Below are 12,108 nucleotides of genomic sequence, written 5' to 3'. Positions count from 1 at the left end.
AGAAAAGGTCACCTGGGCGGCGCCTTTCGGCGCCGCCCTTTTTCTTTCCGCTTCAGTGGTGGCCAGGCGCGTAGGGGAAGCTCAGCGCCTTATAGTCCTCGAGGGCGTGCGCCGGCGGGGCGTAGCCCGCCGGCAGCGGTCGCTGGGAGCGGCTCTGGAAGTAGGCGATGCAGGCGTCGCGCCACCACTGGGCCTCGTTCTGCTGGATCGCCAGGAAGGCGGCGACCTCTGCGTGCCGCTCATCGTCCACGTAGGGCGCGAGCGAGGCCCAGGTGCGGCGCATGGCGGCCACCTGATCCACCCCGAGGCTGTAGCGGACCACCAGCTCGTCCCACAGCGTGCGGCCAGAGGCGGTCCGATGGTTCCACGGCAGCCGGCGGAACCACAGGAGGTCGCGCTCGTCGGCCAGCAGGGCGGCCGCGGCGCGTGGCGCGTACTGGGAGATGGCGTCGCTGCCCGTGCGCGTGCGGTCGAAGCCGACCGCCCGGGCGTCGGCGCGGTGGTAGTAGAACGGAGTCCAGTCGGCGCGCTCCAGGTCATCGACCCAGGGGCCGGGACCGTAGTGGTGGCCGGTGGCCATCAGGTGCGTCAGGCCGAGCGGCGTCATGTAATTCACCACCGCCTCGCGCGAGCCCATCATCATGCCCACCGCCGGCTCCAGGAAGGCCTGTTCGTTCGAGAAGGTCATCCGCGCCCACTCCTCGGCGACGGTCCGCGCCGACGCCTGCGGATCCCAGGCCATGCGGCCGAACGCGTACCAGTTGGCCTGGTCGAAGTGCGAGCCGGACCAATTGCGGTCGGTCCCTATGTTGGCCACCCCGGCCATGCCGGTGAGCTCGTGGCCGAACAGCTCGCCCTCGACCACCTTCGCGACGGTGGAGCCCTTGCCGCGCCGCCAGGTGTCCGCCTGCAGAGTCTCCTCCCACATCGGGCCGAGGTAGGCGAGGTGGGTGGCGAAGCCGAGGTACTCCTTGGTGATCTGCACCTCGAGCATCAGCGGCGTCCTGGGCGTCGCGCCGAACAGCGGGTGGAACGGCTCCCGCGGCTGGAAGTCGAGGGGCCCGTTCTTCACCTGCACGATGACGTTGGCCGCGAACTTGCCGTCCAGCGGGACGAACTCGTTGTAGGCCTGCTTGATGCGATCCTCGGGCTGCTCGTTCGAGTAGACGAAGGCGCGCCACATCACGATCCCGCCGTGCGGCGCGAGCGCCTCGGCCAGCATGTTTGCGCCGTCGGCGTGGGAGCGCCCGTAATCCTGCGGCCCCGGCTGGCCCTCCGAGTTGGCTTTCACCAGGAAGCCGCCGAAGTCCGGGACAGCGCGGTAGATCTCGTCGGCCTTGGCCTTCCAGAACGCGCGGACCGCCGGGTCCAGCGGGTCGGCGGTCTTCAGCCCGCCGATTTCGATCGGGGCCGAGAACCGGGCGGAGAGGTAGACCTTGATCCTGTAGGGCCGGAACACGTCCGCCAGGGCCGCGGCCTTGGCGATGTAGGGCGCGGTCAGGCTGTCGGCCTTGCTGTTGACGTTGTTGAGGACGGTCCCGTTGATCCCTAGCGAGGCGTTCGCACGGGCGTAGTCGACGTAGCGGCCGTCCTTCCAGTCGGGCAGCTTGTGCCAGTCCCAGATGGACTGGCCGGCGTAGCCGCGCTCCACCGTCCGGTCGAGGTTGTCCCAGTGGTTCAGCACCCGCACCTTGACCTTGGGCGCGGACGCGACGGCGAGCCGGGCGACCGGCTGCCGCGTCTGCACCAGTCGCAGGAAGTGGAAGGCGCCGTAGAGCACGCCCGCCTCGCTGTCGGAGGCGATCACCGTGGCGGGACGGCCATCCAAGGTGACGGTTCGGATAAGGTAACCTTCGGGCCCGGCCGCCTTCAGCGGCAGGCGCAGCGCAGCGATGCGCGGGTCCGCCGCCGTGCCCAGGACCACCGGCGGGCTCGAGGCGGAGGGCGCGCCCAGCATGCCGCCGAGCCCGCGCCGCAGCTCGTCCGCAGCGGCCTTTAACGTGGGCGAGGCGCCGCCGGCCACCACAGGACCGATCGCCTCGCGGTAGGACGCGGCCGCCGCGGTGTCGAGCGGCCGGTACCGAAGCCAGAGGTCGTAGCCGTCCTCCGCCTGCGCAGCGGGCGCGGTGAAGATCGCCAGGAGCGCCACGAGGACGCCCAGAATTCCAAGCCGCACCGGCACCTCCCAAGGTCGAGACACCATAGTTGTATTGGTCAGACCACCTGATTGACAACGGTCCGGCGGAAGCTAAGTTTGCGCATTGCCGCTGCCGGCTCCGGGCGCGCGCCCTCCCCGCCCAAAAGAAAGCGTCCGATGCCGAAGATCATCTCCGCCAAGACCATCGTGACTTGCCCGGGGCGGAACTTCGTCACCCTCAAGATCGAGACGGGGGACGGCGTCACCGGACTGGGCGATGCGACGCTTAATGGTCGTGAATTGGCGGTGGAGAGCTACCTCCGCGACCACGTCGTCCCCTGCCTGATCGGGCGGGACGCCCATCAAATCGAGGACATCTGGCAGTACCTCTACCGCGGCGCCTACTGGCGCCGGGGTCCGGTGACAATGTCCGCCATCGCCGCCGTGGACATGGCGCTGTGGGACATCAAGGGGAAGATCGCCGGCCTGCCGGTCTACCAGCTCCTGGGCGGCGCCTGCCGCACCGGGGTGATGGTCTACGGCCATGCCAACGGCGAGACCATCGACGACACCATCGCCGCGGCCCGGGAATACGTCGCCAACGGCTACAAGGCCGTGCGCCTCCAGACCGGCGTGCCGGGGATGTCCGACGTCTACGGCGTCTCCAAGGACAAGCTGTTCTACGAGCCCGCGGACTCCGACCTGCCCAAGGAGACCGTCTGGTCGACGGACAAGTACATGCGCGTGGCGCCGGAGCTGTTCGCCGCCGCCCGGAAGGCGCTGGGCTGGGAGGTGCACCTGCTGCACGACGTCCACCACCGGCTCACCCCGATCGAGGCCGGCCGCCTCGGCAAGGACCTGGAGCCCTACCGCCCGTTCTGGATGGAGGACGCCACGCCGGCGGAGAACCAGGCTGGCTTCCGTCTCATACGCCAGCACACCACGACGCCTTTGGCGGTGGGCGAGATCTTCAGCTCCATCTGGGACTGCAAGCAGCTCATCGAGGAGCAGCTCATCGACTACATCCGGGCGACGGTGGTGCACGCTGGAGGCATCACCCACCTGCGCAAGATCGCGTCCTTCGCCGACCTGCACGGCGTGCGCACCGGCTGCCATGGGGCGACGGACCTCTCGCCAGTGACCATGGCCGCGGCCCTGCACTTCGACCTTTCGATCCCGAACTTCGGCATTCAGGAATACATGCGCCACACCGCCGACACCGACGCCGTCTTCCCGCACGCCTACACGTTCGAGGGCGGGATGCTGCATCCGGGCGAGGCCCCGGGCCTGGGCGTGGAGATCGACGAGGACGCCGCCGCCCGGTTCCCGTACAAGCGCGCCTACCTGCCCGTGGCCCGCCGGCTCGACGGCTCCATGCATGACTGGTGACGTTCCGCTATGGTGCTGAACAGGAAGCGCGTCGGGGGACGCGCGTCAGCCGAAGTGACCGACACCATGGCCGCCGCCGCCGGCAAGCTCTACCGCCGCCTCGCCGACCAGATCGCCGCCGAGATCGAGGCGGGGAAGTACAAGGTGGGCGAGCGCCTGCCGACGGAGCGCGAGCTGGCCGAGCACTTCGGCGTCTCGCGCCCGACGCTGCGCGAGGCGCTGATCGCCCTGGAGATGCTGGGAATGATCGAGGCCCGCCATGGCCTCGGCATCTACGTCACCCGCGCGGCGCTGCCGATCACCGCGGCGGCCTACGACTTCGAGATCGGCGCGTTCGAGTTGATCGAGGCCCGCCGCCTGTTCGAAGGCGAAGCCTGCGCGCTGGCGGCCGCCACCATCGACGACGAGGCCTTGGCCGAGCTCGACCGGCTGCTCGGCCTGATGGCCGACGAGGACGAGTTGAAGGGCGAGGACGCCGACAAGGAATTCCACATGGTGATCGCGCGGGCGACCGGGAACGGCGCGATCATCGCGACCGTCGAGAACCTCTGGGAGCTGCGCAACCGCTCGCCGCTAGCCCGGAGCATCCTGACCCGCGCCCGTGGCGGCGGGCTCGAGCCCCGCATCGCCGAGCATCGGGCGGTGGTCGAGGCCCTCCGCGCCCACGACCCGGCTGCGGCCCGGCAGGCCATGCGCGACCATCTGGAGCGCGTCATCGATCACCTGCTGCACGCCACCGAGACGGAAGCCCTGGAGCGCGCCCAGCAGGAGAGCAAGGCCCGCCGCAGCCAGATCGCCAAGCGCGTCGCCATCTAGCCGCGGTCGGCTTCAGGGCGCCGGGACCGGCCCGAGGTAGCTGATCGGGATCGGGGCGGTGGCGGCGACGATCTTCTGCAGGACCATGTTGTCGTCCAGACGCCAGACCTTGATGACGTGCGGGCCGGCTGTCACGTCGGCGAAGGTGGCCTCCAGCACCCGGCCGTTGTCCTCCACCGCCCTGTTCCAGGCGGCCTGCTCCTCCAGCGTCGTGGCGGTGGGCGACGGCAGCAGCTTGTCCACGAGCGTGAGCATCGGCCGGTCGTCGATCGAGACGCCGATGCGCTGCGAACCCCGGCCGGTCGTATCCAGGGTCGGAGCCAGATAGAGCTGGACGGTGAGGTCGCCGCCTTTTGCGACGGCGATGTCGTACTCCACCCGCACGCCGTCCTCGGCCGTGGTCGCCGGGCGGCCTTGCGGCAGGGCGGTGATCGCGCCCAGGGTGCGGCCGAGGTTGGGGATCACCCGCCACGCCAGGCCCGCGCCATTCCTGAACCGACGGAAGCGGGGCGCCTCGATGGCGACCACGCCGGCGGGCGCCGCGGACGGCGGCGCGAAGGCGAGCGGTTCGGCAGGCCGCGTGGCGTCCACGCGCTCCACCCGCGGCATGACCTGCGCCGGCGGCTGCTGCCAGGTCGTGTAGCCGATGTGGGTCTGGCTCATCATGCCGTCCCACTTGCCGCCGTTGGCGCGATGATAGGCGTCGGTCAGCGCCTGGTCGCGGCGGAAGGCGGCCTCCGCCTGATCGGCGAAGGCGTTGGCGCGCGGATCCTTCGCGGCGGCCAGCCGGCGGTTCCATGCCACGGCGTAGTAGAGCCGGTAGAGGTTGGCCATGGCGGCCACCGGATGCTCCACGAGCTGGAGATAGGCGTCCCGCTGCTCGGGCCGGAGCTTGCCCTTGACCCGCAGCATGTCGCGTTCGAGCGTGTCCCACTCGGCGACCATGCGACCGAACTCGCCGCCATCCAGCCGGTCGCCCGCGCCTTCCCCAAGCGGGAAACTGGCGGCGTCGATCAGCTCCGGCTTACGGCGGGCGGCGAACTTGCTGTAGCGGGTGATCAACTCGCCCACCTCGGCGCGGCTCGCCGGCCCGAACGCCTTGCGGGCCCAGGCCGCGGGGTAGGCCGCCATCGCCTCCACGGTCATCCCCTCGGGGTCCCAGGCCTGGTCCATGAAGAAGCTCAGCGGGAACTCCATGGGCTTGATGTCGCCAACGTTCACGATCCAAAGCGCCCGCGCGCCGCGCCGGTACGCCAAGTCCATCTGCTGCCAGGTCTTCTCGATTTGGGTGTTGTTGAGCCACTTGTAGTTCCGCGGCGCGCCCACGTAGTCGAAGTGGTAGTAGACGCCGTAGCCGCCCTTGCGGCCGAGGTCGCCCGTGGGCAGGCGCCGGATCTGACCCCAGTTGTCGTCGGCGAACAGCAGGGTCACGTCGTCCGGGACCCTCATGCCGTGGTCATAGTAGTCCTGCACCTCCTTGTAGAGCGCCCAGACCTGGGGTGTCTGCTCTGCCGGGCGGCCGGTGACGTCGGCGATGATCTTCCGCTGGTCGGCGACGATGGTCTCGAGAAGCTGGGTGGCGGTGGCCTCGCCCATGGCCTCGTCGCCGTCGCCGCGCATGCCGACGGTGACCACCGCCTCGTAGCCGCGGCCGTCGCCCTTTGACATCATCCGCTCGATGCCGCCGCGCCAGAACTGGCGGAGGTTCTCGCCATTGGTGGCGTAGTCCCAGCGCCCGCCCGCGACGCCGCCGTCCTGGTTGCGATGCCACTCGTCGTGGGCCCGGGTCATGGGCTCGTGGTGGGACGTGCCCATCACCACGCCCATCTCGTCGGCCAGGACCATGTTGCGGGGATCGTCGTCGTTGAAGGCCCGGGGCTGCCACATGGCCGGCCAGAGATAGTTGCCCTTCATCCGCAGCAGCAGCTCGAAGACGTGGGCGTACATCCTCGAATTGGCGCCGCCGAACTTCGCTTCGGCCCAGGTGGTCAGCGCCGGGGCCTCATCGTTGATGAAGAAGCCGCGGTACTTCACCTTCGGCTGGTCGCGCCGGGCGCCCGCCGTCACATAGAGATCGGCGCGCCGGGCCACCGGCACGTCGGCGAACCAGTACCAGGGCGAAACCCCGATCTTCTCCGAGAGGTCGTAGGCGCCGAAGACCGCGCCGCGGCGGTCGGAGCCGACGACCACCAGCGCCCGCCGAACGTTCGGAAACGGCCGCTCGATCACCACCTGGCGGAAGGCCTCCCACTCGCCGGCGAGGTCCGTCGCCTGCAGCTTCCCTGCCGCCACGAGACCATCGATGACCGGGCTCTGGCCGAGCACGCCCAGGATCACGAGGTCGCCCCGAGCCTGGTCGAGGCGCGCCATGCGCTCCGCCCGTCGGCCGCTCACGCGCTGCAGGTCGGCGGCGAAACCGTCCGCTGCGTGCCGGACGGCCGGATCGGCCGAGGGCTCGACCAGCAGAGCCGCCGGCGCGCCGGCGCGGATCAGCGGAAACGCGCCCGTCGAAACCCGCTCGCAGACGGAAACCGGCGTCTCGCAGGCCGCCGCCGCCGAACTCAGGGCGATCGCCGCCGCCAGGGCGGCGAGGCCTAGGCCTACCCTCACGACTGCGCCGCCACCGTGAACTTGCCGCTCTTGGTCTGGGCCGAGTTCGGGCCGACCATCACGGTGAATTCCCCTGGCTCCACGACCCGCTTCATGTCGATGTTCCAGATGGCGAGGTCGGCCGGCGTCAGCTCGAAGGCCACTGTCGTGCGGGCGCCGGGCGCCAGCGTCACCCGGCGGAAACGCTTCAGCTCCATCAGCGGCCGGGTCACCGAAGCCGCCTCGTCGCGCAGATAGAGCTGGACCACCTCGTCGCCGGCCCGGCCGCCGGTGTTGGTCACGTCCACCTCGACCCGGACGGTCTCGTTGGCGCCGACCGTCGCCTTGGCGATCCGCGGCGCCGAGATGTCGAACGTCGTGTAGCTGAGGCCGAAGCCGAACGGATAGAGCGGCGTCCCCTCGTCGAACAGGTAGGGCCGCCGCGCCGTCGGCTTGGCGTTGTACACCAGCGGCAGCTGGCCGGCGTTGCGCGGGATGGTCACGGGCAGCTTGCCGCCCGGGCTGGCGTGGCCGAACAGGATGTCCGCGACGCCATGGCCGGTCTCCTGGCCGAGGTACCATCCCTCCAGAATGGCGTCGGCGCGCTCGGCCAGCAGGTTCACCGACAGCGGTCGGCCATTCAGCAGCACCACGACAGTCGGCTTGCCGAGGTCGAAGATCGCCCGCGCGAGGTCGTTCTGCTGGCCGACAAGGTCGAGCGAGGTGCGGTCGCCCAGGTGGTTGTCGGCCCAGGCCTCGCGGCTGGTCTGCTCGTTGTCGCCGAGCACCATGACCACGACGTCGGCCCGGCGGGCGACCTCCACCGCCTCCCGGATCAGGCGCGCGTTCACCGCCGGGTCCACGAGCTTCACCTCGTCGGCCGCCCAGACGCGGGCCTCGGTGATCCGCACCGCCTCGGCGTAGTCCACCTGGAACCTGCCGCGGGCTTCGGCCTGGATGCCCTCCAGCACACTCACGACCTTGCGGGGAATGTCGCTGTAGCCGCCGATCGGGGTGTCGCGGGCGTGGGTCCCCAGCACGGCCAGCCGGCCGATCTTGCCGGCGTCGAGCGGCAGCAGGCCCTTGTCGTTCTTCAGCAGCACCATGCACCGGCGCGCCGCCTCGCGGGCCAGCGCGATGGCGTCCGGCGTGGCGGTGAGACGATCGGCGCGCCGCTCGTCGGCGTAGGGATTTTCGAACAGCCCGGCCTCGAACTTCAGGCGCAGCACACGGCGGACCGCGGCGTCGATCTGGTCCTGGCGGATGCGGCCATCGCGGACCAGCTTGGGCAGGGCGTTGTAGTACTCGCCGTCGGGCAGCTCGACGTCCACGCCGGCATCGAGCGCGGCCACCGCGGCGTCCTCGGGCGTGGCGAACATCCGGTGGCGGACGAGCATCTCGCGGATCGCGAAGTAGTCGCTGAGCGTCGCGCCCTGAAAGCCCCATTCCTGCCGGAGCACCGTGGTCAGCAGCCAGCGGTTACCGTGCGACGGCACCCCGTCGATCTCGTTGTACGACGGCATGACGGAGAGCGCGTTCGCCTCCTTCACCGCCCGCTCGAAGGGCGGGAAGAAGTTCTCCCGCAGGGCGCGCTCCGAGATCTGCGCCGGGCCGACGTTGCGGCCGCTCTCGGGCTGCCCGTGGCCGGTCATGTGCTTGAGGGTGACGAAGACCTTGTCCTTGGCGAGCGGCAGGGTGCGACCCTGGAAGCCGCGGATGGCGGCGAGGCCGATCTCCGACACCAGGTAGGGATCCTCGCCGTACGTCTCCTCGATCCGGCCCCAGCGGGGATCGCGGCCCACGTCGACCACCGGCGCCAGGGCGATGTTGGCCCCGCGGGCGCGCATCTCGCGAGCCGCGACGGCGAACACCTTCTCCACGAGCACCGGGTCCCAGGACGAGGCGAGTGCGATGGCCTGCGGGAAGCTGGTGGACTCCCGCGCCGTGTAGCCGTGCAGCGCCTCCTCATGCATCAGCAGCGGGATGCCCAGACGGGTCTGCTCCACCGCCCAGCGCTGGGCGGCGTTGATGTAGCGGGCGGTCTCCACCGGCGTGCGGTTGATGGTCCCGGCGGCGGCCCCGGCATGCGGCCCCTGGCTCGCGCCGCGGCGATCCGAGGGCCGGGAGATCTGTCCGAGGCCGTGCGGGAAGGCCTGGGCGGCCTTCGCGGCCGAGAACTCCGCCTCCGGCGTCTGGATGCTGTCCTTCTTGAGCCAGACGCCCACGAGCTGGGCGCACTTCTCCTCGAGGGTCATCCGGCCCAGCAGGTCGTCGATACGCGCGGGGATCGGCGCGCGGGCGTCCTTGTAGAGCGGCCGGCCCTGGGCGGCGGCGGGCGAGGCCATGGCGGCGGACACGGCGGCGAGGCTCGCGCCCATCTGGCGTCGGGTCAGGTGGGTCATGGGGTCTCTTCCGAGTAGGCGTAGAGGCCAAAGGTGACGCCGACGAAGCCGCCGGCCGTCTTGGTGGAGAGGACCGTCCCGTCGGCGTCGGCGAGCAGGGTGCGGTAGCGGCCGGGCTCGACGGCGTAGGCGAAGTCGTAGCGGCCGCCGCGAGCGGTGATCTTCAGCTCGACCGGTCCCGACCGGGGCAGCGGTGCGCTGGCCAGCGCCACGCCATGCGCCGGGTCCTTATCGCCGGCGCGCCGCTCGAGCTTCACCACCGGGCGTCCGCCCTCGCGGCTGACGCTCAGCAGGTAGAAGAAGCCCTCGCTCTGCAGGGCGGCGAGACCGGCCCGGTCGCCGTCGCGGGCAGGCGTGAACGCCACCCGGGTGGCCGCGCTGGCCGACAGGTGCTGCTGGCGCCGGCCGAAGTAGGAGGGCTGGCCAAGCGAGCCCAGGGGGACGGGCCGGGCGGTCAGCCGGAGCGCGCCGCCCTCCAGGCGGTGCCAGACGCTCCTGGGCGTGCGCAGCGTCATCCACTCGGGCCCAAGGGCCCGGCCGTCGAACTCCTCCCGAACCGCGTCGGGCCGCTGCGCGCCGGCCGGCGGCAGGCCCGGCCGGGCCAGGACCTTCGGAATCTCCGCATTCCCCTCCAGCATGACGGGCCAGCCGTCCTTCCAGGTCACCGGCAGCAGGAAGGTCTCCCGGCCGGTGTTGTAGAAGTCGCCGGTGTAGGGCCGGGTCGCCAGGAACGTCGCCCACCACTCGCCGGTGGGCGTCTGCACCAGATCGGCGTGACCGGCCGAGGTGATCGGGTCGGGCCGATCCGCCGGCAGGTGGCGCTGGGTCAGGATGGGGTTGCCGGCGTAGGGCTGGTAGGGCCCCCAGACGTCGCGGCTGCGCAGGACGACCTGGGAGTGGTCGACCGAGGTGCCGCCTTCCGCGCAGCTCAGGTAGTACCAGCCGTCCACCTTGTAGATGTGCGGCCCCTCGATCCAGACCGGCTTCTTGGAGATGTCGACGCCGCCGTTGACCAGCACCTTGCGCGGGCCGACCGGCCGCATGGCGTTCAAGTCGAACGCCTGCATCCAGATAGCGCGGTGGCCGTCGTAGAGCGGCGTCCCCTCCGGCGGGCCGTTGTTCAGCAGGTAGGTCCTGCCGTCCTCGTCGAAGAAGAACGAGGGGTCGATCCCGTCCACCTCGCGGATCCAGATCGGGTCGGACCACGGCCCGGCGGCGTCCTTCGCCGTCAGCAGGTAGTTCCCGCCGCAGTCCACGCAGGTGTTCAGGATGTAGAACGTCCCGTCCCGGAAGCTGATGTCCGGCGCGAACACGCCGCGCGACAGGCCGAGCCCGGTGAAGTCGAGCTGGCCGGGCCGGTCGATGGCGTTGCCCACCTGGGTCCAGGTGACGAGGTCGGTGGACCGGAACACCGGCAGGCCGGGGAAGTAGGCGAAGGTCGAGGTGGCCAGGTAGTAGGCGTCGCCTGCCCGGGTCAGGCTGGGGTCTGGGTAGAAGCCGGTGAGCACCGGATTGCGGAACTGACCGGGCCCCACCGCCGGCGCGGGATCGAGGCCCCGGTAGTCGAACCAGTCGAACCGCGCTTCGGCGGCGGCGGCGGGACCGGCGAGCGCCAGCGCGGCGATCACAGCGCGGATCATGCCCATGGCGTGCGCTCCGGGGCGGCGCGGAAGGCGGCGGCCAGCGCTTCGCGCATTGGCTTGGCCCGCAGCTCGGCGTCATAGGGGGTCGGCCGTTTCGGCAGGCCGTCGCGGCGGGCGGACGTGCCCTGGAGCCAGGAGTAGCGGTCGGCCAGACCCCAGACGAGGAACTGCTTCAGCTCGCGGTAGTCCAGCATCAGCGCGGTGAAGTCGCCGGCCAGGGCGGCGAGCTCCGCATCGCGCTTGGCGATGTCGGCGGGCATGGCCTTGTCGTTGACGTCGAACTCGGTGACCAGCAGGTCGAGGCCCATGCCCCGGACCTCGTCGATGAAGGCGCGCCAGTCGCGCTGGTCGGCGGCCGAGAAGCGGGCCACGTCGCTGGAATCCACCCCGCCGCCGATGTGGCCCTGGATCCCCAACGCGTCGATGGGCGCGTTGCGGGCCTTCAGGCGCTCGAGCAGCTTCAGCACGCCCTTGCGGTGCGTCGCCTCCTCCACGCCGAAGTTCATGTAGTCGTTGTAGACGAGCTTGGCCTTGGGCGCGGCGGCCTTGGCGGCGTGGAACGCCACCTCGACGATCTCCGGGCCGATGGCCCGGCCCATCACCGTGTTGCGGAGCTCGCCCGTGGCCGGGTCGACGGTTTCGTTGACCACGTCCCAGGAGCTCATCTGCGGATAGCGGCCGCAGACCGTCCGGATGTGATCCGTCAGCATCCGCTCGGCGGCGGCCCGCGGGTTCGGTCCGAAGTCGTGCGAGGCCAGCCACCTCGCGGAGTACTCGTCGCGGTTCCACAACAGGGTGTGGCCACGGAAGCCTAGGCCGTTCTCGCGGGCGAAGGTCGCCAGCCGGTCCGCCGGACCGAAGTCGAACCGGTCGGCGGAGGGCCGCAGCACGTACCACTTGTGCTCGTTCTCGGCGACGATCAGCCCGCACTCGCGGGCGATTAGGGCGCGGTAGCCCGCGTCGTCGAGGCCGCTGTTCGGCGGGCGCCCGACGCCCAGCGCCGTCCCGAACCTGAGGCCCTTCCGGCGAGCCAGGCCGTCGAGGCCGTCGGCAGGACCGGCCGCGCCCGCCAGAAGCGCGGCGCCTGTGCCCATCGCCAGCGCCTGCCTTCGCGAAACCTGTCGCGGCATTA

Annotated in this window: 7 protein-coding genes; 2 read left to right on the top strand and 5 right to left on the bottom strand. The window is 70.8% G+C overall.

All coding sequences use genetic code 11. The annotated features are described in order from the left end of the window. Window positions 1-52 precede the first annotated feature (52 nt). Window positions 53-2,176, bottom strand: a complete 2,124-nt coding sequence (locus ACE3Q8_RS12755; RefSeq protein WP_374470653.1) for an alpha-glucuronidase family glycosyl hydrolase — start codon at window positions 2,174-2,176, stop codon at window positions 53-55. A gap of 138 nt (window positions 2,177-2,314) precedes the next feature. Between ACE3Q8_RS12755 and manD the strand changes: the two genes are divergently transcribed. Both manD and ACE3Q8_RS12745 read left to right on the top strand, forming a co-directional pair. Beyond that, window positions 2,315-3,526, top strand: coding sequence for a D-mannonate dehydratase ManD (gene manD, locus ACE3Q8_RS12750; RefSeq protein ID WP_374470652.1), 1,212 nt, complete (start codon window positions 2,315-2,317; stop codon window positions 3,524-3,526). 66 nt (window positions 3,527-3,592) lie between these two features. After that, entirely contained in the window at window positions 3,593-4,342 is a 750-nt protein-coding gene (locus ACE3Q8_RS12745) for a FadR/GntR family transcriptional regulator (RefSeq protein ID WP_374470651.1), read from the top strand. Between the two features lie 12 nt (window positions 4,343-4,354). Here the strand turns inward: ACE3Q8_RS12745 and ACE3Q8_RS12740 are convergent, their stop codons facing one another. From ACE3Q8_RS12740 to ACE3Q8_RS12725, 4 genes are read right to left on the bottom strand one after another with little or no spacing between them, the layout of a single operon-like run. Next, complete coding sequence (locus ACE3Q8_RS12740) at window positions 4,355-6,952, bottom strand: glycosyl hydrolase 115 family protein (protein WP_374470650.1); 2,598 nt, start codon at window positions 6,950-6,952, stop codon at window positions 4,355-4,357. Beyond that, on the bottom strand, window positions 6,949-9,333 hold the full coding sequence (locus ACE3Q8_RS12735) for a glycoside hydrolase family 3 N-terminal domain-containing protein (RefSeq protein WP_374470649.1): 2,385 nt from the start codon (window positions 9,331-9,333) through the stop codon (window positions 6,949-6,951). The genes ACE3Q8_RS12740 and ACE3Q8_RS12735 overlap by 4 nt, the downstream gene beginning before the upstream one ends. Further along, a complete protein-coding gene (locus tag ACE3Q8_RS12730; RefSeq protein ID WP_374470648.1) occupies window positions 9,330-10,979 on the bottom strand; it encodes a glycoside hydrolase family 43 protein in 1,650 nt (549 codons plus the stop codon). The genes ACE3Q8_RS12735 and ACE3Q8_RS12730 overlap by 4 nt, the downstream gene beginning before the upstream one ends. Then, a complete protein-coding gene (locus ACE3Q8_RS12725; RefSeq protein WP_374470647.1) occupies window positions 10,970-12,070 on the bottom strand; it encodes an endo-1,4-beta-xylanase in 1,101 nt (366 codons plus the stop codon). Before ACE3Q8_RS12725 ends, ACE3Q8_RS12730 begins: the two co-directional genes overlap by 10 nt. Window positions 12,071-12,108: the final 38 nt, after the last annotated feature.

Source organism: Phenylobacterium sp. (genome assembly GCF_041913825.1).
Classification (GTDB): domain Bacteria; phylum Pseudomonadota; class Alphaproteobacteria; order Caulobacterales; family Caulobacteraceae; genus Phenylobacterium.
The sequence above is the reverse complement of the archived record's forward strand: the minus strand, read 5'-3'. Positions and strand labels throughout refer to the sequence as shown.